24 protein-coding genes are annotated in these 25,582 nt (G+C 54.9%); 10 read left to right on the forward strand and 14 right to left on the reverse strand.

Going from position 1 to position 25,582, the window contains the following annotated elements:
- Positions 1–13: 13 nt before the first annotated feature.
- The 3 genes from tdh to K0H79_RS00460 form a co-directional block, all read right to left on the reverse strand.
- A complete protein-coding gene (gene tdh / locus K0H79_RS00450) occupies positions 14–1,039 on the reverse strand; it encodes an L-threonine 3-dehydrogenase (RefSeq protein WP_220066272.1) in 1,026 nt (341 codons plus the stop codon).
- A 21-nt stretch (positions 1,040–1,060) separates the two neighbouring features.
- A complete protein-coding gene (locus tag K0H79_RS00455) occupies positions 1,061–2,254 on the reverse strand; it encodes a glycine C-acetyltransferase (RefSeq protein ID WP_220076963.1) in 1,194 nt (397 codons plus the stop codon).
- 258 nt (positions 2,255–2,512) lie between these two features.
- The gene (locus K0H79_RS00460) at positions 2,513–3,148 is read right to left on the reverse strand and encodes a TetR/AcrR family transcriptional regulator (protein WP_220066274.1); all 636 of its coding nucleotides are present in this window, start codon (positions 3,146–3,148) and stop codon (positions 2,513–2,515) included.
- 125 nt (positions 3,149–3,273) lie between these two features.
- Here K0H79_RS00460 and waaA point away from each other — a divergent pair, with 125 nt between their 5' ends.
- Positions 3,274–4,536 carry a lipid IV(A) 3-deoxy-D-manno-octulosonic acid transferase gene (waaA, locus tag K0H79_RS00465; protein WP_220076964.1) on the forward strand — a complete coding sequence of 421 codons (1,263 nt, stop codon included), beginning with the start codon at positions 3,274–3,276 and terminating at the stop codon, positions 4,534–4,536.
- Here the strand turns inward: waaA and K0H79_RS00470 are convergent.
- A complete protein-coding gene (locus tag K0H79_RS00470; protein WP_258405445.1) occupies positions 4,521–5,234 on the reverse strand; it encodes a 3-deoxy-D-manno-octulosonic acid kinase in 714 nt (237 codons plus the stop codon). The genes waaA and K0H79_RS00470 overlap by 16 nt on opposite strands.
- A gap of 81 nt (positions 5,235–5,315) precedes the next feature.
- Between K0H79_RS00470 and K0H79_RS00475 the strand changes: the two genes are divergently transcribed.
- From K0H79_RS00475 to K0H79_RS00485, 3 genes are read left to right on the forward strand one after another with little or no spacing between them, the layout of a single operon-like run.
- Positions 5,316–6,368: a glycosyltransferase family 9 protein gene (locus tag K0H79_RS00475; protein ID WP_220076966.1), complete on the forward strand. Its 1,053-nt coding sequence runs from the start codon at positions 5,316–5,318 to the stop codon at positions 6,366–6,368.
- Positions 6,369–6,372: 4 nt separating this feature from the next.
- On the forward strand, positions 6,373–7,473 hold the full coding sequence (locus K0H79_RS00480) for a hypothetical protein (protein ID WP_220076967.1): 1,101 nt from the start codon (positions 6,373–6,375) through the stop codon (positions 7,471–7,473).
- Positions 7,470–8,567, forward strand: coding sequence for a glycosyltransferase (locus K0H79_RS00485; protein ID WP_220076968.1), 1,098 nt, complete (start codon positions 7,470–7,472; stop codon positions 8,565–8,567). The genes K0H79_RS00480 and K0H79_RS00485 overlap by 4 nt, the downstream gene beginning before the upstream one ends.
- Positions 8,568–8,621: 54 nt before the next feature.
- On the opposite strand, the gene K0H79_RS00490 is transcribed toward K0H79_RS00485, so the two are convergent.
- Genes K0H79_RS00490 through K0H79_RS00510 form a run of 5 tightly spaced genes read right to left on the reverse strand, consistent with a single transcriptional unit; the run spans position 8,622 to position 13,566 of the window.
- Positions 8,622–9,599 (reverse strand): WavE lipopolysaccharide synthesis family protein, encoded by a 978-nt coding sequence (locus tag K0H79_RS00490; RefSeq protein WP_220076969.1) that lies wholly within the window; start codon positions 9,597–9,599, stop codon positions 8,622–8,624.
- A gap of 50 nt (positions 9,600–9,649) precedes the next feature.
- On the reverse strand, positions 9,650–10,372 hold the full coding sequence (locus K0H79_RS00495; RefSeq protein WP_220076970.1) for a glycosyltransferase family 2 protein: 723 nt from the start codon (positions 10,370–10,372) through the stop codon (positions 9,650–9,652).
- Positions 10,369–11,952 carry a capsular biosynthesis protein gene (locus K0H79_RS00500; protein ID WP_220076971.1) on the reverse strand — a complete coding sequence of 528 codons (1,584 nt, stop codon included), beginning with the start codon at positions 11,950–11,952 and terminating at the stop codon, positions 10,369–10,371. Before K0H79_RS00500 ends, K0H79_RS00495 begins: the two co-directional genes overlap by 4 nt.
- Positions 11,953–11,959: 7 nt before the next feature.
- Positions 11,960–12,334 carry an HAD hydrolase family protein gene (locus tag K0H79_RS00505; protein WP_220076972.1) on the reverse strand — a complete coding sequence of 125 codons (375 nt, stop codon included), beginning with the start codon at positions 12,332–12,334 and terminating at the stop codon, positions 11,960–11,962.
- A gap of 23 nt (positions 12,335–12,357) precedes the next feature.
- Positions 12,358–13,566, reverse strand: coding sequence for a glycosyltransferase family 4 protein (locus tag K0H79_RS00510; RefSeq protein ID WP_220076973.1), 1,209 nt, complete (start codon positions 13,564–13,566; stop codon positions 12,358–12,360).
- A 288-nt stretch (positions 13,567–13,854) separates the two neighbouring features.
- Here K0H79_RS00510 and coaD point away from each other — a divergent pair, with 288 nt between their 5' ends.
- The 6 genes from coaD (at position 13,855) to K0H79_RS00540 (ending at position 20,318) form a co-directional block, all read left to right on the forward strand.
- On the forward strand, positions 13,855–14,337 hold the full coding sequence (coaD, locus tag K0H79_RS00515; protein ID WP_220076974.1) for a pantetheine-phosphate adenylyltransferase: 483 nt from the start codon (positions 13,855–13,857) through the stop codon (positions 14,335–14,337).
- A gap of 10 nt (positions 14,338–14,347) precedes the next feature.
- Positions 14,348–15,832, forward strand: a complete 1,485-nt coding sequence (locus tag K0H79_RS00520; protein ID WP_220076975.1) for a capsule assembly Wzi family protein — start codon at positions 14,348–14,350, stop codon at positions 15,830–15,832.
- A 136-nt stretch (positions 15,833–15,968) separates the two neighbouring features.
- Positions 15,969–16,700: a glycosyltransferase family 2 protein gene (locus tag K0H79_RS00525; protein WP_220076976.1), complete on the forward strand. Its 732-nt coding sequence runs from the start codon at positions 15,969–15,971 to the stop codon at positions 16,698–16,700.
- 8 nt (positions 16,701–16,708) lie between these two features.
- Positions 16,709–17,374: a TVP38/TMEM64 family protein gene (locus K0H79_RS00530; protein ID WP_408733379.1), complete on the forward strand. Its 666-nt coding sequence runs from the start codon at positions 16,709–16,711 to the stop codon at positions 17,372–17,374.
- Between the two features lie 8 nt (positions 17,375–17,382).
- Entirely contained in the window at positions 17,383–19,140 is a 1,758-nt protein-coding gene (locus K0H79_RS00535) for a glycosyltransferase family 39 protein (protein WP_220076977.1), read from the forward strand.
- 173 nt (positions 19,141–19,313) lie between these two features.
- Positions 19,314–20,318 (forward strand): sphingomyelin phosphodiesterase, encoded by a 1,005-nt coding sequence (locus K0H79_RS00540; protein WP_220076978.1) that lies wholly within the window; start codon positions 19,314–19,316, stop codon positions 20,316–20,318.
- Positions 20,319–20,385: 67 nt separating this feature from the next.
- On the opposite strand, the gene K0H79_RS00545 is transcribed toward K0H79_RS00540, so the two are convergent.
- The 5 genes from K0H79_RS00545 to K0H79_RS00565 all read right to left on the reverse strand — a co-directional run bounded on the left by K0H79_RS00545 (position 20,386) and on the right by K0H79_RS00565 (position 25,575).
- Positions 20,386–21,276, reverse strand: coding sequence for a DMT family transporter (locus tag K0H79_RS00545; RefSeq protein WP_220076979.1), 891 nt, complete (start codon positions 21,274–21,276; stop codon positions 20,386–20,388).
- 163 nt (positions 21,277–21,439) lie between these two features.
- Positions 21,440–22,255, reverse strand: coding sequence for a bifunctional DNA-formamidopyrimidine glycosylase/DNA-(apurinic or apyrimidinic site) lyase (mutM, locus tag K0H79_RS00550; protein ID WP_220076980.1), 816 nt, complete (start codon positions 22,253–22,255; stop codon positions 21,440–21,442).
- Positions 22,256–22,274: 19 nt separating this feature from the next.
- Positions 22,275–22,721 (reverse strand): hypothetical protein, encoded by a 447-nt coding sequence (locus K0H79_RS00555; protein WP_220076981.1) that lies wholly within the window; start codon positions 22,719–22,721, stop codon positions 22,275–22,277.
- A gap of 61 nt (positions 22,722–22,782) precedes the next feature.
- A complete protein-coding gene (gene moaA / locus K0H79_RS00560) occupies positions 22,783–23,766 on the reverse strand; it encodes a GTP 3',8-cyclase MoaA (protein WP_220076982.1) in 984 nt (327 codons plus the stop codon).
- A gap of 9 nt (positions 23,767–23,775) precedes the next feature.
- Complete coding sequence (locus tag K0H79_RS00565) at positions 23,776–25,575, reverse strand: bifunctional molybdopterin-guanine dinucleotide biosynthesis adaptor protein MobB/molybdopterin molybdotransferase MoeA (RefSeq protein WP_220076983.1); 1,800 nt, start codon at positions 25,573–25,575, stop codon at positions 23,776–23,778.
- Positions 25,576–25,582: the final 7 nt, after the last annotated feature.

The following is a 25,582-nucleotide window of genomic DNA, read 5'->3' on the forward strand; positions in this document are numbered from 1 at the left end:
CGCTTACGGGAGATTAATCCCAGCTGAGAATGACTTTACCGGATTGGCCGGAACGCATGGCGTCGAAGCCTTGCTGGAAGTCGTCCACCTTGAAGTGGTGGGTAACAATGGGGGACAAGTCCAGGCCCGATTGCAGCAGGCTGGCCATCTTGTACCAGGTCTCAAACATTTCACGGCCGTAGATGCCCTTGATAATGAGTCCCTTGAAGATCACCTTGCTCCAGTCGATGGCCATTTCGCCGCCGGGAATACCCAGCATGGCGATTTTGCCGCCGTGGTTCATGGTATCCAGCATGGAATGGAAGGCGGCAGGTACGCCGGACATTTCCAGGCCAACGTCAAAGCCTTCGGTCATGCCGAGGTCTTTCATCACATCTTTCAGGTTTTCCTTGGCCACGTTCACCGCACGGGTCGCTCCCATTTTGCGGGCCAGCTCCAGGCGATATTCGTTCACGTCGGTGATCACCACATGACGGGCGCCCACGTGGCGGCACACGGCAGCGGCCATGATGCCGATGGGACCGGCGCCTGTGATCAGCACGTCTTCACCCACCAGATCGAACGACAGGGCTGTGTGCACTGCGTTGCCGAATGGGTCGAAGATGGCGGCCAGGTCGTCGCTGATGTCATCGGGGATCTTGAACGCGTTAAAGGCCGGGATCACCAGATATTCGGCGAACGAGCCTTCTCGGTTTACACCCACGCCTGTGGTGTTGCGGCACAGGTGCGTGCGGCCGGCGCGGCAGTTACGGCAATGACCACAGGTGATGTGGCCTTCACCGGAGACGCGGTCACCAATCTTGAAGCCACGGACTTCCTGGCCGATACCTACCACTTCGCCCACGTATTCGTGACCTACTACCATGGGCACGGGGATGGTTTTTTGTGACCACTCGTCCCAGTTGTAGATATGCACGTCAGTGCCGCAGATGGCGGTTTTACGGATTTTGATCAGCAGATCGTTGTGGCCCATTTCCGGCTTGGGGGCATCAACCATCCAAATGCCTTCTTCAGGCTTGAGTTTAGCAAGAGCTTTCATGTGCTTACTCCAAAATGGACATCAGATGATGCCCATTTCCTTACCAATACGGGTGAAGGCTTCAATGGCCTTGTCCAGCTGCGCACGGGTGTGGGCGGCAGACATCTGGGTACGGATACGGGCCTGGCCCTTTGGCACCACAGGGAAAGAGAAACCAATCACGTAGATATCTTCTTTGAGCAGGCGGGCCGAAAATTCGGCTGCCAGCTTGGCATCGCCCAGCATGACCGGAACGATGGCATGGTCGGCACCGGCCAGGGTGAAACCGGCGGCGGACATTTTTTCACGGAAATAACGGCTGTTTTCCCACACCGCTTCACGCAGTTCCTGACCTTCTTTGAGCATATCCAATACGCGGATAGAGGCGGCCACGATGGATGGTGCCAGTGAGTTGGAGAACAGATAAGGGCGTGAACGCTGACGCAGCCAGTCGATCACCTCTTTTTTACCCGAGGTGTAACCACCCGAAGCGCCACCAAGGGCCTTACCCAGGGTGCCGGTAATGATGTCTACACGGTCCATCACGCCACAATACTCGTGGGTGCCACGGCCATTTTGGCCGATAAAGCCCACGGCGTGGGAGTCGTCTACCATCACCAGTGCGCCGTATTGGTCGGCAAGGTCGCACACACCCCTGAGGTTGGCAATCACGCCATCCATGGAGAACACACCATCGGTGGCAATCAGGATGTGGCGGGCACCGGCATCGCGGGCTGCCTTAAGCTGAGTTTCCAGATCGGTCATGTCGTTGTTGGCATAGCGGAAACGCATGGCTTTACACAGACGTACGCCGTCGATGATAGAGGCGTGGTTCAGTGCATCGGAGACGATGGCATCTTCGGGGCCGAGCAGGGTTTCGAACAGGCCGGCGTTGGCATCGAAGCAAGAGGAATACAGGATGGTGTCTTCGGTGCCGAGGAATTCAGACAGTTTGGCTTCCAGCTGTTTGTGGATGTCCTGGGTGCCGCAGATAAAGCGCACTGAGGCCATACCGAAGCCGTGGTCGGCCAGACCAGCTTGAGCGGCTTTAACCAGCTCAGGGTGGTTGGCCAGGCCCAGATAGTTATTGGCGCAGAAGTTGATTACTTCATCGCTGCCAACCTTAATTGCAGTCTGTTGCGGTGAGACGATCACGCGCTCGCTTTTGTAGAGCCCTTCGGCCTTAACGTCAGCGAGTTGTTGTTTGATCTGCTCGTAGAATGAGGTTGATGCCACTGGTCTCTCCTTAGTTAACTTTATTCTGCTTTTGTTGGAGTGACGGCATTCTACCCCTAAACCCAATCGGCCCGCAGCTTATTTTTGATGCACTAATGGCCGCATAAATTGCGCTAGGGCTGGTGAGGTTTTCACATAAAAAAAACTAATTTGTAACCTTGGGGTGTGCCGCGCGGATATTGTTTGATTGTAGTCCGGTGACGCTGAAAATGTCACCGGATCATCAAGTTGGCCAGAGGTGGACGGTAGAGGCCTGTATCAGTTGGTTTGAGAGCGAAAATGCTGCTCGAGACGATCGAAATTGGCCAGTGAATCCGGGGTGGAATAGGCCTTGAAAATCATCAGTACCCGTAACAGACCTTCATAAAGCGATGCCTTGCTGATGGTGGCAATGCTGGACTGGGTCAGCTTGTAGCTGATCCAAAAGCCGATAATCATCTTGATGGTATCGGCCAAATCAGCAATACGCTCGTCTTCTATTTGTAAAATACCGTCTTTTTTCAATTGATTGAGAACGGCAATCGACTGTTCCAGTACGGCTTGTTGGACCTTGAGATAACGGGCCTTCAGGGTTTCATCCCTCGCGAGAATATCGGCCAGGTTGGCGTACATAAAGCGGAACTGCCACATGGTGTAGAACATGGCATCGAAATAGCTCATCAGCAGTTCGAGGTCGACCTTTTGATCCGCATAGGGCTTAAAGCCCAGCAACAGGTGCTGTTCGTACTGGTCGAAGATGCAGCGGATGATGTCTTCCTTGTTGCGGAAGTGGTAATAGAGGTTGCCGGGACTGATATCCAGATGGGCAGCAATATGATTGGTCGTGATGGTGCGCTCGCCATGCTCGTTAAAGAGCTCCAGGCTGGCCTGAATGATTTTGTCGCGGGTTTTCATTGGTATCCTGTCTTTATTATGGCGCGCCGCTTCCTGGCTAATCGCTCTGTGCTTATTCCTGCTTCCCGGCTTATGTTAACATTGCCGTAATTCATCAGGCAAAACTCATACTTCTCTTGGTACTTATGGCTCGATTGCTCTATTCAGTTCTCTTATATCTGCTGTCGCCACTCTTGGTACTTTACCTGGTGCAGCGTGCCATTAAGAGCCCGGATTATCGTGGCCGCTGGGGCGAGCGATTTGGCTTTAAGGCACTGATGCCAACAGATATTTTGATCCATTCAGTGTCCATGGGCGAGACCCTAGCTGCCATACCCCTTATTCGTGCCATCATGGTGGCCAGGCCAGATCTCCGCATCACAGTGACCACGTCCAGCCCCACGGGCTCGGCAGAAGTCATCAAGGCCTTTGACGATCGGGTACAACATTGTTACTTACCCTTTGACCTTGGGTTTGCCGTTAACCGCTTTTTGAACCAACTGGGCTGCGCCGAGCTTATCATCATGGAAACCGAGCTGTGGCCAAACCTCATCGCCGGCGCCAGGGCCCGGGGCGCCAGGGTCTCTTTGCTCAATGCCCGTTTGTCAGAAAAATCCGCCGCCAGTTATCAAAAGTTCGCGGCCCTCACTGTGCCCATGCTCAAGTCGCTGGACCAGATTGCGGTGCAAACCGCCAAAGAAGCAGAACGCTTTGTGACGCTCGGAGTGGACGCCTCACGGATACATGTGTGTGGCAGTTTGAAGTTTGATATTCAGATCCCGGCATCCCGACGTGAAGCGGCCCGGCAGCTGCGCCAAAGTTGGGGACGGCAAGACCATCTGGTGTGGGTGGCGGGCAGTGTACATCCCGGTGAGTTCGACACCATGCTCAGCGCCCATCGCCAACTACTCGAGAGGTTCCCCGAGGCGCTGCTGATTATGGTGCCAAGGCATCCTGAGCAGTTTACCAACGCGGCGCGTGCCATAGGTGACAGTGGCTTTAAGCTGGCCCTGCGCAGTGAGGGAGAAGCGCCGACGGCAGGTACTCAGGTGCTGCTTGGCGACACCATGGGTGAGCTGCTGACCTGGTACGGCGCGGCCGATATGGCCTTTGTGGGCGGCACTCTGGTGGTAAATGGCGGCCACAATCCCCTGGAACCCGCAGCCATGGGCTTACCGGTTGCCATGGGTCCCAACCATTGGGACTTTAAAGAAATTACCCAGCTGCTGCAGCAGGCGGGTAATCTCACCCTGTGTGCTACCCCGGACGCCTTTAACCACTGGTTGCTGATAACTGCGCAGGATAACAGTGGCCGCCTAACCGCCGGAGAGGCTGGGTTAAGAGTCGTGGAGAGCAATCGTGGGGCGCTCAGTCGTCAACTGGCAGTGCTGGGTTACGCCGCGGCGTAACCCTCCAGCAGCCATTGCCAGCAGGATTCATCGAAGGCAAGCGAGGGAAGCTTGCCTTTTTCTTTATCAAAAGAACGTCTCAATCTGGACAGGTTGGCCTGCTGCCAGCTAGTTGATGGTGTGCGGATTTCACCCCGGTCAAAATCAATCAGCGCAAAGCCCTGCGGCCCCTTGAGGATATTTTTGGCGTTGAGATCGGCATGGTAGACGCCGCGGCGATGAAATCGGGCGATGCAAGCCCCCAGGGCTTTCCACTCAGCCTCTTCCAATGGACCTTGTTCCAGCCAGGCCAGCAGGTCGCGACAGCCCGGCATCCGCTCAATCAGGATATCGGCGCTGTACCAGAGACCATATCGACGTACCCTGGCACCCACTGGGCGGGGTACGGGAAAGTCTTCTGCATGGAGCTTTTCAAGCAAAGCCAACTCGGCGATGGCGCGGGTATTCGCCATACCCGTATACAGGTAGCTATCTTTACTGAACTTTTCCATCAGCCCACCGCGCCAGTAATGCCGCAGCACCCAGTCCTGATTGGCCTCGGGGTGGCGCACAAACCAGGTGGTATAACGCCCTTTTGAGGTACCTGTTACGGCGGCGAGCGCCTGCCAATGTTCAGGGGTGAAATGGGCCGGGTCCAGAGAGATGGACTCGCCCTGGGCAATGGCCAGGGTATAGGGCGGATGGTTTTGTTGCTGCATCGCGGGAATTCTTGTCCAAAGCGTGGAACCTGCGGCCATTCTACATTAAGATCCGGGCTTTGCACCAAGGCCAGCCCAACCATGACATTTGATCCCAGCCTGATGAAATCCCTGTGTTTGCTCCGCCTCTCTGCTATCGGCGATGTGTGCCATGCCGTGGCCATGGTGCAGGCTATTCAGCGCCGTTATCCTGACCTCGCCATCACCTGGGTGATAGGCAAAGTGGAATATCAACTGCTCAAGCATTTACCGGGCATCGAGTTTGTGATTTTCGATAAGTCGCAGGGTTTTAAGGCCTATGGTCAGTTGCGCCGTGCGCTCAAGGGGCGCCATTTCGATGTACTTTTGCATATGCAGGTGGCGCTAAGGGCCACCATCGCCTCCCTGATGATCCCGGCCAAAGTGCGTATTGGTTTTGACCGTGCCCGCGCCAAAGAGGGCCAGTGGTTGGTCACCAACGAGCGGGTCGACGCCCTCGCGACGCCCCATGTATTGGAAGGCTTTATGGGCTTTGCCAGGAAACTTGACGTGACCGAGCTGTCTCCCTCATGGGACATGCATATTCCTGCTGCAGACGAAGCGTTCGCGAAGGAACTGGTTGCCGATGGCGAAATGGTGCTGGCCATTTGCGCCGCTGCCAGCAAGGCCGAGCGCAACTGGCTGCCCGAACGTTACGCCGCCGTGGCCGACTATGCCGTGTCCAAAGGATACAGGGTGCTGCTCTGCGGCGGCCCGGCACAACTTGAAAAAGATTTGGCAGCGGCTATTGAGGCCAATTGTTCGTCAAAGCTAACCAATCTTGTTGGAAAAACCTCTTTGGTTCAGCTTTTGGCGCTATTAAAACGGGTTTCAGTGGTAATTGCACCGGATACCGGTCCTGCCCACATGGCGGTCACTCAGGGCACGCCCGTGATTGGTCTCTATGCCCATTCCAACCCTGGCCGTACCGGACCTTATTTCAGCCGCGAGCTGACCGTCAGCGTCTATGACCAGGTGATTGCCGAGCAGTATCCCAATCAGCAAATCCCCTGGGGAACCCGGGCGAAGGGAGCAACTCTGATGGAAAAAATTGAAGTTGCCGACGTTTGCCGCATGTTCGACAAGGCTACGGATGTCGCCACCCAGGAGGTGTAAGGTTATGACTATATCAATGGCCCCAAACTCTGCGGTCACTCAATCTATGGCCCCGAAATTTTTGTTTATCCCGGTGTCTTCTGCAGAAGGCATGGGAGAGTACATGCGCTCGCTGATCGTTGCAGACGAAGTGAAGCGCTGTTGGCCTGCTGCCGAGGTGTGTTTCATTCTAAGTAAGGAAGCCCCCTACGCAGCCAGCTGCCCATATCCAACCAAACTGCTGGATCGCACGCCCACCAAAGAAGTGAAAGCCGTGAACGACATCATGGAGACATTTCGCCCCGATGTGGTGCTCTTTGATGCATCCGGCCGCAAGTCTCAGCTGGCTCGGGCCCATGCCCAGGGCGCCAAGGTCGTGTTTTTCAGCCAGCACAGGCGCAAGCGCAGCCGCGGTATGAAAATCGGCCGCGCCCGGGTGACAGATGCCCATCTGGTCGTACAGCCGGAATTTGTGATTGGCCCCGTTTCCGCTTTCGAAGCCTTTAAGCTGAAGTTGATTGGTAAACCACTGCCTGAGTGTATTGGGCCCGTGTTCAGCGCGCCGGATAAGGCAAGACAGCAGGAGTTGCTCGCCCAATATGGGCTGGCCGAAGGGGAGTTTGTGCTCTTTAACGCCGGCTCAGGCGGGCATAAGTTGGCCGGTGGCCTCGCGGCAGACCGCTTTTTTGAGGCGGCCCAAGCCAGCCATGCTGCCAGCGGGCTCAAATCCGTGATGGTGTTTGGTCCCAATTACCCCAAGACGCTGCCCGAGGCATCGGGGGTGATTTGCTTAAGTGCTCTCGCCAACAGCGACTTTATTAACTTGCTGGTGGCCGCCAAAGCGGCGGTGCTGAGCGGTGGTGATACCTTGCTACAGGCTATCGCCTTGAAAAAACTGGTACTTACGGCTCCGGTTTCCAAAGACCAGCCGCCACGCATCGCTGTTTGTGCCGACAGAGGGCTGGTGCTTGCCTGTGAGCCCGAGCAGCTTGCTGCCAACATTTCCGCTTTGTTTTCCGATGAAACCACAGCGTCACTGCAGCAGGCTCTGGCAGCCGAAGCCGATATGGATGGCCTGCAACTGACCATGAATAAGATTAAGCATTTGCTGGAGGTTCAGCCATGACAGGACGCAGAATTGCCATTGCCATCGACAGTTTGGCCGGTGGCGGTGCAGAAAAGGTGATGTTGACTCTGGCGTCCACCCTGGTGGAGCTGGGCCATGAGCCACATTTGCTGGTGTTGCAGCAGGACTGCCACCATGAAATTCCACCTGGCCTGCAGGTGCACTTCTGCTTTGGCGGTGATGAGCGCAATATTGACGGCTTTTGGCGTACCCGTGGTTCGGTACAGAAGTTACAACAGTGGATAACAGGGCTTGAGGCGCGTTTCGGCAAGTTTGAGTTGTTTCTGTCCAACCTGGATAAAACCAATCTGCTGATGACCCGCACCGGCGTGGCACCGCTATATTGCGTGGTGCACAACTCTATTGAAGAAGAGTTGCAACGCCAGCGTAAGTTGGGTCCCTTTGCCTATCTGAGTATGCTGCGGGCGAAAAAATCACTCAACGGCCAGCATCTGATCACCGTCTCCAAAGGGATAGCCAATGAGATTGCCGAGGTGGGCAGGGTGACACCCGCCTCGGTGCAAACCATATACAATCCATTCGAACTGGAAAAAATTCAGCACCAGGCCAATCAAACACCCGAGGCACTGCCCAAAGGAGATTACATCATCCACGTTGGCCGCTTTGCGCGCCAAAAACGCCATGATGTGCTTTTTGCGGCGCTTAAACAGATGCGCAACCCCTTACCATTGGTGCTGCTTTGCAACAACAAGAAGAAAGCTATCAAGTCGGCCCGCAAGTTTGGGGTTGAGGACAGGGTGATCATTCCCGGATTCCAAACCAACCCTTATCCCTGGATAAAGGGTGCCAGGTTGTTGGCATTGAGTTCAGACTATGAAGGCTTACCCACGGTGTTGATTGAGTCGCTGGCTGTGGGTACCCCGGTCGTCAGTACCGACTGTCGCCATGGCCCCAAAGAAATTCTCACCGGAGAACTGCGGCGCTTTTTGGTTCCCAGACGTGATCCAGCAGCGCTGGCGGTCGCCATGGATGAAGCCTTGAGCCACTATCCGAACTGCGATGATGCACAAATTCTGACCCAGGTAGGAGCTGCCACAGTCGCAGGCCAGTACCTGAAGCTGCTGACAGTCTGAGACGTTTTATTCGGCCAGCACATAATAAAAAATCCCGGCCTGGCCGGGATTTTTTCAGGCTTTTTTTCCCAGAGTCAGACGGAATTTGAGATAACTCAGCGGCATTTTTAGCAGGCGTCGCCAGCCCAAAGAGGTGAAAAGCTTTAATGCTGATGCGGGAAACGCGGGGTCGCAATAGCGGCGGTAAAGCAACAGCCAATCGAGATGGCTCATTTCATTGGGGCGCTTGGTTTTTGGAATAAAGCGCGCAATCAAGCCGAGTCCCAACTGCGCCGGTTCCAACACCCGCAGGTTGGATGCCATAAACCTGTCCCAGCGCTCTGCCTGCCCGGCAGAAAACTGGTGGCGGTGCGCCAGGGGCAAAAAGCCATCGTCAAGACGTCTGAGCCACAGGTCGCAATAGATTTGCTCGGCATGGGGGCTGGTCAGCGGTGCCCCGTGGTACTGGGCTTTACCGGCCTGAGCCGGGTCGAATGGTCTGTCTTTGAACAGAGGCAAGTCCCAGATTTTCAGCAGATCTTCCGTACGCCCAAAATGGAAAAAATCGCTGGGGTGCATGATGACACGCTGCCCTTCGGCATAACGCCGGAAGTAACTGGTATTCACCACCACGGGCTCAGTAAAGCGGATATCGGAAGCACAGCGAGCGGGAAACTGCGCCAGTGCTGCGACAAACCCGTTTCCGGTCAGGAAATTATCCGACCTTAACTTGACTGCATAGGGTGTCTGGACCCGTTTGAGTCCCTCGCGGGTAGAGACTATCTGTCGGTTAAAGTTGAGCTTTTGTGCTTCACCCTGAGCATTGTAGGCAACGACATTGGCACCGGGATCCGGGTGTTGCAGCAAGAGATCCGGGGTAAGCCCTGTGCAGTCCTGTCCTTCCCAGGTGGAGAGGATGATACGGGCACCCGGCAGATGGGTGCGGATGCTGTCAAGGCAGATTTGGGTGATGCCGGTTTGCTGATCCCGCCCCTGATAGGCCTGAACCGGTCCCTGTACCACCACAGTAATATCACTGAATTTGATTGTCATAGGCTTAATACCAGCGAGCTTGAGCCGTACCATGGCACGGCTTGGCGATATCAATATTGGGCCAGCAGGGCCTGATATTCCTCTGGCACACCGCAGAAGATTACCTCACTGGCATCGATAAGGTGGTAGTGAATGTCCTTACCCAGAGTTATCAGGTGGTTGTATAGCGGTGCTATATAGAGCTCTTGCTTTTGCCACTCGCTTGCTGGCCGTGCGGCTTCGGTTTCATAGGCCTGGCGAAAATCGGCGGCATAACGGAAATAATAAAGCCCTGTGCTGCACAGATCGGATATGGGCTGCTTTTCAGCGGTCTGCACTACGCGGGTGCTCTGGGCATCGGCGGGTTTGGCATATGACCAGTTGCTGCCCTCGCCGCGAAACACCTCCAGATAGCCATCGGCCGTATCGGCGATGGGAGGCAACGTAAATCCGGGTCTGAAGGTATCTATATTGAAAATCGTCAGCGGCTCGGCGTCTTGCACCTCCTTCAGCCCCAGGTACACGGTTTCGGCCTGTCCTCGGGTTGGCTGCTCCAGGGCAATAATCCTGAACTCTTTAATGCCCAGTGCCTGGCAGCGTGTTTTGACGAAGGCCACAGTGTCATACAGGTCGCGCACAATAAACAAAAAAGGCGTATTGCCAAAATAGGCCGCAAAGCTGAGCAGGGCGTGGTCAAACAGTGGCATGCCGCCGGCTTCGAGCATGTATTTGGGCTGTGTGTAGCCAGCGTTGAAAAAACGGGAGCTTAACCCCGCCATGGGGATCACTATCATGATGGATTTCCTGTGCAGGCAAGCAGCCTGTCATAGAGTCGATAGGCGTTACCGATAAAGCCAAGCTGCCGATCGGGTCTGTCGCTGTGAAGTGGCAACATGGAGAGGAACAACTGAATTTGCATGGCGTAGAGCTCGGCTTCGCTGACGGCGAACTCGCTGGCCATCAGCTGGACGAAGTCGGCCATGATTTGCTCGCGTCTGGGCGTGATGGCAATACTGAAGTCAATATCCGGCCCCAGCTGCTCGGCTCTGAAATAACCGGCAATAATGGCGTCGTAGAGCCCCAATACCGAGTGGGCCAACTTGGCTATGTCATATAAGCCATTGCCGTGGATGGTTTGTTTGTCATTCCCATCCAGCCCACGCGGGTCTATGACCTTGATATTGCAGGTTCGAAAGTCATATAGAATATTGCTGAAACAAAAGTCACCGTGAAGCAGGTGCTGCCTGCCATTGTCTTTGGGCAAATATTTGCAGCTTGTCCGGGCCAGCTCCAGCAAAGAAGGGCGCAGGGCGCCATTGATCCGGTTTTCCTTGGCGACAGAGACGCCGCTCTGGCTGGCGAAATCCTCAAGTCGGCTCAGGGTCTTATCCATAAAAAGCCCATTGAGGGTTTGGGCATCGGCCACCGTATGATTGTTGGCATCCTTGAGAAACTGGCAGCAGGCTTTGAGCACCTTACGCCAGGCAAAGGCAGGTAGCTGGCTGAATACGTAAAGCTCATTCAAGGCTGTCAGGTGCAGATACTCTATGCTGTAGCCAAATACATCAGAAGTTTCATCACAGCCCAGCAGCTGTGGGATGTAGCCGCGCATGGGCCCTGGCAAACTTTGATACCAGTTGGCCTCGGCAGCCAGCTTATGTTTTTTGTGGCTGAATTTTCTGACGACCTGCCCCTGAATTGCCATCCCGTTAAAAGCGCGCTGAGTCGTCATCCGGCTTTTGGATTGGTAATAGGTATGGCTGTGACCAAAATCATACCAATGGGGCAAGGTTACCGGGGTCAGGCCCTTGTCATCCATATAGCCATTCAGACCCGTAATAAAGTCACCCTTGGCCTGGGTGATGTACCTTATCAGGGCTCTTGGGGCTGAGAAGCTGAAAAAGCCATTTGAAATCAGTTCGCTGGAAGGTCTTAGCTCAGCATGATACGGACGCAGAGTGGCAGTCTTGGTATCAAATTCGGCCCAGTTGTAGTTGTCTTCGACCTGACTCAGACCCAGACAATCGGTTTGGCGGGGCAGGCTATCGAACAGGGTATCGCCGTGGAGAATATATAAAGGTTCATCGTCGGCAAACTCCAGCTGGATAAGGGCATAGACGATGGATTCTCCCAGATTCAGCCTGGGAGGCAGGTACAACAGCTCAACACCATAGTCTTTGAGGCTTTGGCTGTCATAAGGGCCGGGGGTAAAGCCCTCCGGCAGGGTAATGATGGTGCGTTCGCCAGCGGGTATTAACGCCAGCTGGTGATGGAACAGGCGCTTGTTGCCCACCGGCAAAAAGCAGGGGGGCAGAGGTCCGAACTCAGACTGTAACTCTGAGGCCACCATTGCGGCAGAAGTAATGAGGTACATGCACGTCCTATGCTTTGTCGTCTTCGAACAGTTGCTCAATTTCGGCCCGGCTCAGACGGGCGAATTCAGACGGTCTGATGGCCCTGTCATCGATATAAAAGCCTTCATGACCGCACCAGGGTTTACCGACAAGAATTTCGTCGTAGGGCACCTGATGTTTGTCCAGCCAGGCTGTGATCACCGGCAGAGTATGGATGTTTATCTTGCCCACGTTACCTTCAAAGGTACGCATATTGCGTGCTGTGGAGATGACAATTTCAAATCCTTCTGCCTGATATTGTCTCAATCGGGCAATCACATCTTCCCGGGGCGACACCGCACTGTAATCTGTGTTGTCGGCCTTGGTGAGGGTGCCATCCAAATCTACTATAAGTCGTTTCATCTCTGTTCCACACAGATAAAAGGCTATTGTACTGCGCTGCTGGTGGTGCGGCCAGTTGCTTTCACTGGCTCCTTACGGTTTGCACAAACGGCCAACAGTTCATGCTTGATGTCCCGGGTGAAGCGAGGCAGTGAGTGCACTTCTTTAATATAGGCAATGGCATCTTTTGCGAGTTGGTGTCTGAGGCCATCATTTGCCAGCAGCTGATTTATTGCTGCGACAAAGAGCTCCACCTTGTCGAAGCCATCCCCGAGCACCTTGCCGGTATACACGCCAAACTTGCTCGCCAGCTCATCGGGATTTTGGCAACTCACCAGCAGGGTGCCGTAGGACAAGGCCTCGAGGAAAGAAATCGGCAGGGCTTCATGAATGGAGGTATTGACCAGCACCTTGGCCTCTTTCAGGAAACGATTCTTTTGCTCGCCTTCCACATGACCGACGAAATGCAGATTGGGAATGGCTTGGTAGCCTGACATTACGGCATTGTTTTCGTCAGCCTGCCTGTGCGCCTGACCCAGCATATAAAACTGGTACTGAGGCATGGCCTTGGCGATTTCGGCGAATAGCCAACCCCGCTTTACGGATTCGATACGGCCAAGGAATACTATGCTGTTCTGCTTCGGGAAACTGTCCAGGTCAAACGTCTCATCAATTTCGATGGGGTTCGGCAGGTAGTTGATGGGCGTATTGGCGGGTAAGCGATACAGGTCTCTGGCCTTTTGATCGAGACACTTGGCTTGACTGATAAAGCGTATATGACCACTCCGGGCGTATTGATTCACAAAATCGTAAATCTCTGCATCCCAGTAGCTGGGCTCGGGAAAGAGTTTCACCGTCTGGATTTCATCCCACTCGTAGGTGGGTCTCGGATCCTGGATCCAAAACAGCAGTTTTTTGTCTTTTCCCGGTGCCTTACTGAAAATGCGGTAGGAGTGGGTGGTCATCTCGATGGAAAGAAAAACATCATAGTTTTTCTGTCTCAAAAACAGGTTATTTACCCAATCAAAGGCCCGTGCTGCCAACTTGTATACCTTGATGCCATCGACCATAAAACACTTGGGCCACAGACGCACTTTGCCGCAGTCTTTTTTCAGCAAAACGTCCACTTCGACCTGATCGTCAGGAAGGTGTTTGGCCACCAGATGTCTGGCCAAAAAGCCATATCCGCCATATTTGGTTTTGGCGCCGCCAAAATATTCATCTACCAGCAGTGCTACCTTAATTTTACTCATGAATGCTTTCTGGATTGCCCGTTTGCGGGCATTGTATTAACTCGGCTGTTAATCGCAAAATAATTAATAAAATCATGACTTTAAATGTGTATTTATTGAAACTTTGGTTTTGTTTTTGTGTGACTGGTGAATGGTGTGTTACGTATTTGGCCCGGAGTTTTGAGGTTGCCGGATGCAGGCTTGTAATTTGCCTGTTGTGAGGCCATGCACCCGAGGCGCACTTGTGGCAGAATGGGCAAACTTTCTTTGGGCAATCAACCCTTAACTCGATACGACACAGGTCTGTATATGCATACAAGAGCCATCTATCCCGGTACTTTCGATCCTGTCACCAATGGGCATGCGGATCTGATAGAGCGGGCCGCCAACCTGTTTAAGCATGTGGTAATAGGTGTGGCAGCAAGCCCGTCCAAGCAGCCAAAGTTCTCGTTGGAAAAACGGGTGGAGCTGCTGAAAAAAGTCACAGCTCATCTGGATAACGTGGAAGTTGTGGGGTTTACCGGCTTGCTGGTGGACTTTGCCAAAGACCAGCAGGCCAGTGTGTTGGTGCGGGGGCTCAGAGCCGTGTCGGACTTTGAGTACGAATTCCAGTTGGCCAACATGAACCGTCGCCTGAGCCCGGATCTGGAAAGCGTGTTCCTGACGCCCGCTGAAGAAAACTCTTTCATCTCCTCAACCCTGGTGAAAGAGGTGGCGCTCCACGGGGGCGACGTGAGCCAATTTGTACATCCGGACGTTGCCGCTGAATTGTTGGCGCTGCCGCGCAAGTAAAAGGGACTTTATGAAGTACATGTCGTTATCTGCGCTGAGCTTGGCGCTACTGTCTGCGTCGGCTCTGGCCACACCCTGGGTGGACTCTTCGGATGTCTACCTGCGTGCCGATATTCAGGCTCTGGCCGATGCCGGTGTTATCACAATGCCAGTAAATACGTTTCCGCTGATGTGGTCCGGCATTGGGGTGGATTTGAATAAAGCCGAGCCCTCATTACTGACGCCGGATCTGGCCGCTGCCTATGTGAGGGTGAACTACTACTATCGTCAGGCGGTGGAAAACCGGGGTAACACACGACTCAAAGCGGTTGGCGCAACCGATGAAGCCAGATTCCAACATTTCGGCAGTGACTACCGTGAGCAGGGTGAACTCAAGGCCTCCCACGAGTACATGGATAATCGCTTTGCGTTCAAGGTGTCTGCGACGGCAGCCTATGATGCAAAGGACGACAAAGACTTCCGTCTGGATGATTCCTGGGCGGCGTTGGTATTGGGGAACTGGGTTTTTACCGCCGGTACGGTTGAACAGTGGTGGGGGCCCGGATTTGATACGGCACTGCACAAGTCCAGTAACGCCCGCCCCATGCCATCGTTACTGTTGAGTCGCAACAATGCGGCGGCCTTTGAAACGCCTTGGCTGTCGTGGATTGGTCCCTGGACCCTGACTACGGGGATCAGCTGGATGAACGATAATCGCGCGGTGGAAGACACCCTGCTGTGGAATTTTCGCGGTACCTTAAAGCCCTTTCAACAGCTGGAAATTGGCGCTTCCTGGACTGTGCAGATGTGCGGTGAAGGCCAGGACTGTGGTCTGGGCACTTTCTGGGACACGATTTCGGGCGGCGGTGAATGTGCCGATGGCAGTGTAGATTGTGATTCGGCTCAGAACTCGCGTTTGGGCAACCAGATGGCCGGATGGGATATTCGCTACGCCGATACATGGTTCAATGTGCCCGTTGGCCTCTACCTCGAGCGTACCTGCGAAGACTCCAGCGGTCCCATGCCATGGGATTTGGCCGATTGTGCCAAACTGGCGGGTGTTGACACCCGTTTTGGATTTAAAGATCAGCAGTACAAGCTGTTCCTCGAATACACAGATACCCTGGTGGCCTGTGGCAGTGACGATAACGCATTCAACTGCTTCTACGAGCACACCACCTATCTTTCCGGCTCGCGCTATTATCGCCGTTCTTTGGGTTCAACCTATGACAGTGATGCCGAAACCTGGGTGCTGGGCCTGATAGGTCAGTTTGGCGACAGCAAGGGCATAAATGCCTATCTGCGCTATGCCCAGCTTAACAAAGATGGCAAAAACCGCGGTGGTGAGTGGGTACCACAGCTTGCCAAGGAAGATTTGCTGATGCTGGAAGTGTCTTACCGTCAACCAATGTTCAAAGGTATGGTAACTCTTGGAGGCACTGTCTCCCGCTCAGAGTTCGACACAAATACCCATAATGATGCCACCCTGTATGGCAGTTATGAATATCGATTCTGAGTGTCCTGATTTCTGAACACAAAACGCGCCATCTGGCGCGTTTTGTCATTTTTATGACAACCTAGATGGGTATCCTTTCCGGCAGCCGTGCGATATGCTGGCGAGTGGGCTTTTGCCAAAAAGGAAAGTAGACTCAATGATTTCAGTGGTTATTCCTGCGAAAGACGAGACCGGAAACATAGGCAATCTGGTCAAAGAAATCGCGGCGGCGCTCGAAGGCCAATCAGACTTCGAAGTAGTGGTAGTTGACGACGGCAGTACGGATGCAACCGGCCGGGAAGTGTTGCAGGCGGCGGCCGATTGTGGCTGTAATGCCAGTGTTGTGCGTCACCGCAAGAGTACCGGCCAAAGCACAGCGGTGCACTCCGGGGTGTTGCATGCCAAGGGTGACTGGATTGTGACCCTGGATGCCGATGGTCAAAACGATCCTGCCGATATCCCCGCCATGATTGCCATTGCCCGCACTATCACTAATCCGCATTTTTGTATTGCCGGGTATCGCAAGAATCGGAAAGACACCGCCTGGAAACGTTTTCAGTCGCGAGTCGCCAATCGTATCCGCGATGCCCTGCTGCACGATGGGGTACCTGACACCGGCTGCGGCCTGAAGCTGTTCCCGCGTGAAACCTTTCTGCGCTTGCCCCATTTCAACCATATGCACAGGTACTTGCCGGCACTGATCCGCCGTCTTGGCGGCGAAATCCGTATCAGCGAAGTCAACCACAGAGACAGGGGCGCCGGCGTGTCCAAATACAATGCCTGGAACCGTGCCTGGGTGGGCATTGTCGACCTGCTGGGCGTCATGTGGCTTATCCGCAGAGGCAAGATAGCGGAGGTGGAGCGGGTGGACGGTTACAATCATCCATGAAGACCCACCTGAAACGGCTCGGTAAATTATCTCTCACCCTGACAATGCTCATCTTGCTGATGCTGGCCGCCAGGGAGGGATGGTTCGACCATCTCACCGACAGCAACTGGGTGGCCCGTTTCGTCAAAGAGGGCGGTGTGCAGGCGTTGGCGGTATTGCTGCTTGCCGGCAGCCTCTTTACTGCGGTGGGTGGGCCAAGGCAGGCCATTGCTTTTGTGTGCGGCTTTGCCATGGGTGGCCTCTATGGCGCACTCTTCTCAACCCTGGCGACCTTGCTGGGCTGCCTGATGAGCTTTTATTTTGCCAGACTCACGGTAAGAAGCAGTTTAAGCCGCCGCTTTGGCCACAGATTGCAACGCTTTGAGGCACTGCTGGCTCAAAAAACCTGGCTTAAGGTATTGATGATACGCCTGTTGCCGGTGGGCAGTAATTTGCTCACCAATCTCCTTGCCGGCACCACCCGGGTCGGGGTGGGCGGCTTCCTGCTTGGCAGTGCCCTGGGTTACCTGCCACAAATGTTGATTTTCAGTTTTGCCGGCGCCGGCATTGGCCTTGCGGATCATATCCAGCTTGGGGTCAGCGTCGTGCTCTTTATTCTCTCCAGCGCCATTGGCGCTTACCTGTACCGCAGCCATCTTAAGCGGCAGGTAGATGAATTTGCCGAAGAATCGTAAGGATACCCATGACAGCATTGTTCAGACTCTTTGCCGATGATGATAAGAAAAGGGTGTTTTGGGCGCTCTTCAGCCTCACGCTGCTGGTGATGCTGATTGGCATTGGCATGCGCTCGCCCTGGCCCGCCGATGAGCCGCGCTTTGTGGAAGTGGCCCGGGAAATGGTGATGGGCGGGGAATGGCTGTTTCCCACCCGCGGCGGAGAATTTTATCCCGATAAGCCCCCGGTATTTATGTGGGCCATTGCCGCTGTGTATTGGTTGATTGGCGATCTGAAACTGGCCTTTCTTATTCCCAACGCCCTCTGCGGCCTGTTGACAGTGATGCTGGTTTATGACTTGGGCTGTCGTCTCTGGAGCGTCAGGGTCGGCCGCAACGCCGCCTTGTTGCTCTTGTTGGTGCCGCAATTTTTGATGCAGGCAAAGAATGCCCAGATAGATGCCATGGTGGCCTGCTGGATTACCCTGGGTTGCTACGGGCTGGTGAGGCATTTTGTACTCGGGCCCCATTGGCGTTGGTTTTTTGCGTCCTGGGCCTTTATGGGGTTGGGGGTTATCACCAAGGGTGTGGGCTTCTTACCACTGCTGATGTTATTGCCTTTGGCCTGGTATCGCTGGCAAATGGTCACCGGCAGGGCACTGTTGCCCCACCAGGCCTGGCGCTGGAGGGTTGCCCTCGGGCCTCTGGCGATGTTGGGTGTGATTGCCCTGTGGCTGGTGCCCATGTTGCTGGCGGTGTGGCTGGATGCCACGCCTGAGCACCAGGCCTATATGAACAACATCCTGTTCAAGCAAACCGGTGAGCGTTACGTTAACGCATGGCACCATATCAAACCCTGGTATTTCTTTATTTTCAGCGTTATTCCCTGGCTCTGGTTCCCGCTGCCGCTGCTGGCAATTGCCCATGGTAAACGCGTTATTGAGCGCATCAAGCAAGACCCCGTTATTGCTATTTTGCTGCTTTGGGTTTTGCTGGTGGTGGTGTTTTTCAGCCTGAGCCCGGGCAAGCGCAACGTGTATATTTTGCCTGCTCTGCCCATGGCCTGTTTGGCTATGGCCGCTATCATCGATGGTGAGCAGCCCAGGCGCTGGTTTGAGGGTTTGGTGAAGGGCGTATTGTGGGTATTGGGCGCCGTACTGCTGCTGGCGGGTGTGCTGGCACTTATGCATCATCCCAAGCTGGCTGCCAGGCTCGCCGATTACACCGACGACTTAACGGGCATAGGTATGATGCTGCTGGCGCTAGGGGGTGTTTGGCTTGCCTGTTTGTGGTGGCTTAGAAAACAAGTCTCGCTGCTCAATGCCGGTGCCGTGACATTAGTGGGCTGGCTGCTGGTGGGCACCTGGGGCTATATGCTGCTCGATAGCATGCGTACACCGCAGCAACTGATGCAACATACGGCCGAAACCATAGGAGAAGATGCCGAGCTTGGGCTGATTAAGTTCAAGGAGCAGTTCATTCTGTTTTCTCCTGTGTCTGTGACCCACTTCAGTTACCTGGCGAGCGTCGAAGAGCAGGAGCGCAATGCCTGGGCTTGGATGAACGAGGGGATGACAGAGGGCGCCTCTGCACCAAAGCGTTACTTGCTGGTTCCCGAAGGCACAACCCTGAGCTGTTTTGATATGTCCAGGGGCCGTAGCATGGGCATAGCCCACAGGGACAACTGGCTGTTGCTGGATGACCAAGCCATGGCGGCCAGCTGTGATGCACCCAAACGGGTCTACCGCTACCACACTGACCATCCTGGCCATTGGCTGACGGACTAATGAATAAGCCCCGCATGCGGGGCTTTTTTGTGCCAGTGCCAGTCATAAAACCTTTATCTCAATGACATCTCCCTGACGTCTTAATGACATTCGGCTGTGTTCCAGTATGGGCCGCTACCCGAGTAACTGAGTAGCACCCAAATAACTCATAATCACAAACTGGAGATGCCTTGATGAGAAAACATCATGCACTGCTATTTACCCTGATATTTGCCCTGCAACCTCAGGCCTATGCCGAATCACTCAAGGTGATGGCTTACAACATAATGCAGCTCAATGTGCAGGATTGGGATCAGGTCAATCGTGCAGCACGTTTGCCTGCCGTGCTGACACAGCTGTCGGATCAGCCCGACGTCATACTTGTAAGCGAAGCCTTTAACGATGAAGCGGAAACGGCACTGAGTTCCCTTGCCGGTCTATACCCTTATCAAACCGCTAATGTGGGTGAAAACTGCAGCGGCACCGGCTGGGATGCGCTCACCGGAAACTGCTCCAACTCCCCCATGGTGGTGCGTGGCGGCGTGGTTATCCTGTCCAAATACCCCATATTAACCCGCAAGGCCCATGTGTTTAATCACAGCCTGCAGGGCAGTTGGGATTATTATGCCAACAAGGGATTTGCCTATGTCGCCATCGAGAAAAATGGCGAGCGATTCCACCTGATTGGCACTCACCTGCAGGCAACCCACGACGATGACACAGCGCAAGAACATCAGGTACGTCTGGGGCAGCTGGGGGAAATTCAGGCTTTTATCGAGGCCGAGCAGATCCCGGCAACCGAGGCTGTCATTATCGGTGGTGACATGAATGTGGAATGGAGCAAACAGCAGGAAGTGGCCGACATGCTGGCCACTATCAATGCCGGGCTGAATTTTACTACTCCGGGAACAGGTTCTTTCAGCGCCAGGGATAACTGGTTTACCAAGGCCAATGCCTACTACTTTGACTACAGCCTCGACTACAACGATACCCTCGACTACGTATTCTGGCATCAGGACCACAAGCAGCCAGTCAATAACCCGGCGATGTCAGTGCGCTACCCAAAGGCTGAAATCAGCTGGTATTGGTGGTATTTGAAAGGTTATTGGAACTTAAGCTCGGGCCGCTATTATCACAATGGCTACTACAACGAGCTGTCGGATCACTACCCGGTACAGGTGAACTTCGAGTTCAACTGATTACGTCGGATGAAAAAGCCCCGTTCAGGGGCTTTGATAATGTAGCTTCCGGCGAAAGACCCAGCACCTAATGCGCCAGTATCAGTACAGTGCCGGCCACCGTCATGATGGCGCCGAGCCAGGCCCCCACTGCGGGACTCTTGCGATACACCAACCACAGCAGTGGCAACACCAGAATAGGGCTGACGGACGACAATATCGCTACCAGGCCGGCGTTGCCGTGTTTCAGTGCCTGCAATATCAGTGTCATACCCAGTACCATCGACAGCGCAGCGTTGCCGATGGTGAGTGCCAGTACCTTGGGAGTGGCAGGGGTTCTGGCCCTGGCAACGGAAAAGCCCAGCAGCAACAGGGCGAAATGCAGCACAAAGGCGGTACTCATGCGCACTGCCGACGCCGCCACCGCATCTATATCCGTTTCCATCAGGGGTTTGACCATCAGGGTCGACACCGATTGGCACAGGGCTGACAAGAGTGCCAGTGCCATACCGCGTTTGACCTGCTGATTACCGTTTTCCCAGGCATGTTCTTCGTTTTTTCGTTTACCGAAAAATATGGCCACCATCACGCCGCTGATGAGCAGGCTACTGCCAAACAGGGTCCATCCCCACAGGGTTTCACCGAGAAACAAATAGGCCAGTACAGCCGAAAACAGGGAATGGGTGGCAAAGAGTACCCCGGCTCTTCTGGGGCCCAACCGATTCATGGCGGCAAACAGCGCCGTATCACCAATGAAAATGCCGATAAGTCCCGAAAGTGCCAGCAAATAAAGGCTGTCCAGCGTCAGGCTGTGCCAGGTGCCAAGGAGCAGCGCCAGCAGCCAGAGCATAACGCTGGCACTGAGCATTCTGATGCGGGTGAAGGCAAAGGCGCCAAGATGTGTGGCGGCGGTGGCCGACATCAGGCTGCCAACGGCCCAGCAGGCAGCGGCGAGTAACGCCAGGTATTCAAAGCTCAAGGATTTGCCTGTGAGTCAGTGGGATTCGGGGGCGCCATTATAGAGACTCGGCTATTAATGCTCCAGCGTTCGGTAACTGGCATTCTGCCAAAGTGCATTTATAGATGAATAAAAAGAACTCAAAAACGCAAGTTGGCCATGTTTTATCTGATTACGGATGAAATTATTTTGTCTGACATAGGCTGCAAAATACCGTGGTGCGCTGACCGAGGCGGATTTCACTCAGCAGGTGGCCACACTCGGTGCAGGTCTCGCCGCCGCGGCCATACACATGTAATTTCTGGGCAAAGTAACCGGGCTTGCCGTCGGCGTTGGTAAAGTCTTTGAGGGTGGTGCCCCCCTGTTTGATGGCCTGTGCCAGTATGGCCTTTACCTCGGCGGTAAGCAGCGTAAGGCGTTCGGCATCCACTTTACCCGCTTCGGCCTCGGGGTGAATACCGGCGGCAAACAGGGCTTCGTTCGCGTAGATATTACCCACTCCAACCACTATGGCGTTGTCCATCAGGCACAGCTTGATGGCCTTCTTTTTGCCTTTGAGTGCCCCTTGCAGGTAATCGGCATGGAACGCGGCCGACAGTGGCTCGGGCCCCAGCTTTTCCAGCAGCGGGTGGGCCGCCTCAGGCAACTCGCTCCAAAGCCAGGCGCCGAAGCGGCGGGGATCGTTAAAGCGCAGCACCCGACCGTTTTGCATGACCAGGTCAATGTGATCATGCTTCTCGACCGGGGTATCCTTCGGCAGCACCCTCAGGCTGCCGGACATACCCAGATGGACAATGGTGGTACCCGCCTGAGTATCTATCAGTAGATATTTGGCCCGGCGTCTGACGCTCAAAATGGTTTGGCCAACGATGTTTTGTGCAAGCTCAGGCACTGGCCAGCGCAGGCTGGCATTACGCACAATGAGGGCTTCAACGCGGTTGCCTTCCAGGTGGGGGGCAATGCCCTGGCGGGTCACTTCAACTTCCGGTAATTCTGGCATCTTGCTCTCGCACTGCGGGTTATTGGGGTTGGACTGACAAATGGGGTTCGAGTGCCTGACGCAGGCTGGGAGGAATAAGGTACCAGTGACCCTGGGGGGACTGCAAAAGTCCGTCATCAAACAGCAGCCAGGTTTGTGCGGGCAATTGGCCGATGAGGATAGTCAGCTCCCTCGGCCCAGTGGGCTGGCCCGGCGGTTGAGACAGGGCTGAGACCTTAAGGCTTAACCAGGCATTACCCCAATCATCACAGTTGCTGACCTGGCTGTCGCAGGCAAAGATGCCATTGGTACGCTCCAGCGCGACACCGTCCAGTTGCAGTCCCGTGAGGGGCGTGGAGTCGTCAAAGAGTGGCGCGGCATCTTCCGGCAGGCTGTTCATGCGCTGGTCAAGCAAAGTCAGCACCGAGACCATTAGGATGCTGGCGATGATAATGATGTTGTTCCAGGTGCGGCGTTTAAGTCCCATGGGAAAAAATCAAGCGAAACCCTGGCGTTGAGTGTAACACGAGATGCCCCAGGTTGAAGATTCAGCCTCCGGTCGCATTCATAAAGCGCAGTATTTGCACGGCACCCGTATCGAATTCATGGGATTTGGGCTTCAGAGGCATGGCTGCAAGAATAGCGGCTTTCAAGGCTTCTGTGTCGCCGGGATGGCTTCTGAGAATGGCCTTGAGGTCGACCGAGTGTTCGTTCCCGAGGCATAACAACAAACGGCCCTCAACCGTCACCCTCACCCTGTTACATTCGTGGCAAAAATTATGGCTGTGGGGCGAGATAAAGCCGATATGCACTGGGCTGTCCGACATCTGATAATAACGCGCAGGCCCACCGGTTCGCTTGTCTGAAAGCGTCAGCGGATAACGGTGTTCAATGATGGTGCGCACCTGGTCGCTGGACAGGTGACGGGCCGTTTCGCGCTCGTCCATCAAACCTATGGGCATTTCTTCGATAAAGGCGATATCGAGCTGGCGGCTGCGACAAAAGTCCACCAAGTCCAGCACTTCATCGTCGTTGCGCCCCTTGAGGATAACGGCATTGAGTTTGATGCGCTCGAAACCGGCCTGTTTGGCGGCATCGATACCGGCTATTACCCGCTCAAGCTTGCCATTACGGGTGATCTGTTCAAACCGCTCGGAGTTAAGGGTATCCAGGCTGATATTGAGGCGCTTGAGCCCGGCAGCCCTGAGGGCCGGTGCCAGTTTGGCCAGCCGCGAGCCATTGGTGGTCATCGACAGCTCCTGCAGGCCGGGCAGTTGCCCCAGTTGCGCCACCAGATCAGTGCAATCGGTCCTGACCAGGGGCTCGCCGCCGGTGAGGCGAATTTTCTTCACCCCCAGCTCGGTAAAGGCTTTACCAATGAGCGCCAGTTCCTCAAAGCTGAGCACCTGCTCCCGTGTCAGGAAGCAGGGGTCTTCTTCCATGCAGTAAACACAGCGGAAATCACAGCGGTCTGTGACCGATAGCCTCAGGTACTCGACCTTGCGGCCAAAACTGTCGCACAGGGCTGACATTAACTGGCCTCAGAGCAAATCGGCAAAGGGCTGGATATAGACCCTGCTGCCGATGGCAAGCTGTTCATCGGGCTCAGCGAGCACTATCAGGCAATTGCCTTTTACCATTGAACTCAGCATGCCTGAGCCTTGGGCCCCGGTGGTTTTGACATGGAGCTGACCATCGTCTCCCAGCTGGTAAATACCCCGGAAAAACTCGGTTCGGCCAGCACGGCTTCTGAGCACCTCGTCTGTGATAGCGGGAATAAATTTGGGCTGGTACTGATTTTCACCGGCGAGTTTGCGCAGGGCCGGTTGCACAAACTGCAGGAAAGACACCATCACGGCCACCGGGTTACCGGGCAAACCAAAAAACAGTGCCTGATTGATTTCGCCAAAGGCCAGCGGCCGCCCCGGACGCATGTTGATGCGCCAGAAGCCGATTTGACCAAGCTTTGCCAGTGCGGTCTTGATGTAGTCGGCATCGCCCACAGATACGCCGCCCGAGCTTATCACCACATCGGCGCAGCTCGCACCCTGCTCAAGCGCCGCCATCAGGCTGGCTTCCGAGTCTTCAATAATGCCAAGGTCAATCACTTCACAGCCAAGGCGTTTGGCCATGTTTTTGATAGTGAAACGGTTGGAGTCGTAGATGCAGCTGGGCGCGAGGGGCTCTCCCGGGGCGCTCACCTCATCGCCGGTGGAAAACACTGCCACCCTTGGGCGGCGCTTTACCTGTACCTTGTCAAAGCCAAGCGACGCCAACAGGCCGGTGGCGGCGGCATCGATGCGCTCACCTGCGCCAAGTGCCACTGCGCCTTTGGCTATGTCTTCTCCGGCCAGCCGCACATGCTGGCCCACTTCCAGCTTCCCCTGAAGCGACACAGTGTCGCCTCTGTCATCGGCAAGTTCCCTTGGCTGCACCGTATCGGCACCGGCGGGCAGCGGCGCGCCCGTCATGATACGCACGGCCTCACCGGGCTTGAGGGTGTCGGCAAAACCGTGTCCGGCAAAAGAGGAACCAACAATGGAAAGCGAGTCTGGCATGGGGTCGGTAAAGCGGAAGGCAAATCCATCCATGGCCGAGTTGGTTTGCTGGGGCACGTCCACCGGCGAAATGGCTTCGCTGGCCAGCACCCTGCCATCGAGTTCGTCCAGCGGGGCAATTTCGGTTTCACTGACAGGGACGACTTTGGCAAGAATGGCATCCATCCCCTGACGGACCGACAGAGTCTTGCTCATATCGGCCTCGCAGCCACAAGCGGGCGCCAGAGGCAATGACGGGGTGGCCGGGCACCAGTCGGCAATATACTGCTGCACAAAGTCGGCAATTTCGGCCACGTTGTTGATATCGAGTCTTGGCAGGTCTGACGGCAACTGGGTGTCGTCGCAGCAGGCCACGGCGAGAATGTCCGGGTCCTGGGTATGAATAAATGGCTTGCCATGGGCGGCTCTGTGCAGCTCTATCTTGGGCAGCGACAGCTTTTTAAAGCCCTCTACCAGCACTATATCCACCTTGTCGGCTTCGATTTGGTTCAGCAGATGGGGCAGTTCGGGGTCAGAGTCGCGGGCGTCTTCGGTCATCAGTGCCCAGCGCACGTGGGAGGCAACCAGCATCTGGCGGGCACCGGCTTTGCGCAGCTCATAGCTGTCCTTACCGGGAATATCCACATCAAAGTCGTGGTGGGCATGTTTAACGACAGCCAGCTTTAATCCACGGCGGTTCAGCTCGGGGATGAGTTTCAACAGAAGGGTGGTTTTACCGGTGCCACTGTAGGCACAAAATCCCAATACGGGCACGGGAAGGGGATTGCGAAAGGCTGTCGTCATGCTCACC

The organism is Shewanella sp. FJAT-52076 (assembly GCF_019457455.1).
GTDB classification, from domain to species: Bacteria; Pseudomonadota; Gammaproteobacteria; order Enterobacterales; family Shewanellaceae; genus Shewanella; species Shewanella zhangzhouensis.

What these genes read in the sequence shown, in the direction of transcription:
- K0H79_RS00520 (WP_220076975.1), top strand. Translation starts at nt 14,348, where the DNA reads ATGAAGTACATGTCGTTATCTGCGCTGAGCTTGGCGCTACTGTCTGCG.
- K0H79_RS00485 (WP_220076968.1), top strand. Translation starts at nt 7,470, where the DNA reads ATGACAGGACGCAGAATTGCCATTGCCATCGACAGTTTGGCCGGTGGC.
- K0H79_RS00475 (WP_220076966.1), top strand. Translation starts at nt 5,316, where the DNA reads ATGACATTTGATCCCAGCCTGATGAAATCCCTGTGTTTGCTCCGCCTC.
- K0H79_RS00490 (WP_220076969.1), bottom strand. Translation starts at nt 9,599, where the DNA reads ATGACAATCAAATTCAGTGATATTACTGTGGTGGTACAGGGACCGGTT.
- tdh (WP_220066272.1), bottom strand. Translation starts at nt 1,039, where the DNA reads ATGAAAGCTCTTGCTAAACTCAAGCCTGAAGAAGGCATTTGGATGGTT.
- K0H79_RS00525 (WP_220076976.1), top strand. Translation starts at nt 15,969, where the DNA reads ATGATTTCAGTGGTTATTCCTGCGAAAGACGAGACCGGAAACATAGGC.
- K0H79_RS00535 (WP_220076977.1), top strand. Translation starts at nt 17,383, where the DNA reads ATGACAGCATTGTTCAGACTCTTTGCCGATGATGATAAGAAAAGGGTG.
- K0H79_RS00460 (WP_220066274.1), bottom strand. Translation starts at nt 3,148, where the DNA reads ATGAAAACCCGCGACAAAATCATTCAGGCCAGCCTGGAGCTCTTTAAC.
- K0H79_RS00505 (WP_220076972.1), bottom strand. Translation starts at nt 12,334, where the DNA reads ATGAAACGACTTATAGTAGATTTGGATGGCACCCTCACCAAGGCCGAC.
- K0H79_RS00495 (WP_220076970.1), bottom strand. Translation starts at nt 10,372, where the DNA reads ATGATAGTGATCCCCATGGCGGGGTTAAGCTCCCGTTTTTTCAACGCT.
- K0H79_RS00565 (WP_220076983.1), bottom strand. Translation starts at nt 25,575, where the DNA reads ATGACGACAGCCTTTCGCAATCCCCTTCCCGTGCCCGTATTGGGATTT.
- K0H79_RS00500 (WP_220076971.1), bottom strand. Translation starts at nt 11,952, where the DNA reads ATGTACCTCATTACTTCTGCCGCAATGGTGGCCTCAGAGTTACAGTCT.
- coaD (WP_220076974.1), top strand. Translation starts at nt 13,855, where the DNA reads ATGCATACAAGAGCCATCTATCCCGGTACTTTCGATCCTGTCACCAAT.
- K0H79_RS00555 (WP_220076981.1), bottom strand. Translation starts at nt 22,721, where the DNA reads ATGGGACTTAAACGCCGCACCTGGAACAACATCATTATCATCGCCAGC.
- waaA (WP_220076964.1), top strand. Translation starts at nt 3,274, where the DNA reads ATGGCTCGATTGCTCTATTCAGTTCTCTTATATCTGCTGTCGCCACTC.
- K0H79_RS00510 (WP_220076973.1), bottom strand. Translation starts at nt 13,566, where the DNA reads ATGAGTAAAATTAAGGTAGCACTGCTGGTAGATGAATATTTTGGCGGC.
- mutM (WP_220076980.1), bottom strand. Translation starts at nt 22,255, where the DNA reads ATGCCAGAATTACCGGAAGTTGAAGTGACCCGCCAGGGCATTGCCCCC.
- K0H79_RS00470 (WP_258405445.1), bottom strand. Translation starts at nt 5,234, where the DNA reads ATGCAGCAACAAAACCATCCGCCCTATACCCTGGCCATTGCCCAGGGC.
- moaA (WP_220076982.1), bottom strand. Translation starts at nt 23,766, where the DNA reads ATGTCAGCCCTGTGCGACAGTTTTGGCCGCAAGGTCGAGTACCTGAGG.
- K0H79_RS00480 (WP_220076967.1), top strand. Translation starts at nt 6,373, where the DNA reads ATGACTATATCAATGGCCCCAAACTCTGCGGTCACTCAATCTATGGCC.
- K0H79_RS00540 (WP_220076978.1), top strand. Translation starts at nt 19,314, where the DNA reads ATGAGAAAACATCATGCACTGCTATTTACCCTGATATTTGCCCTGCAA.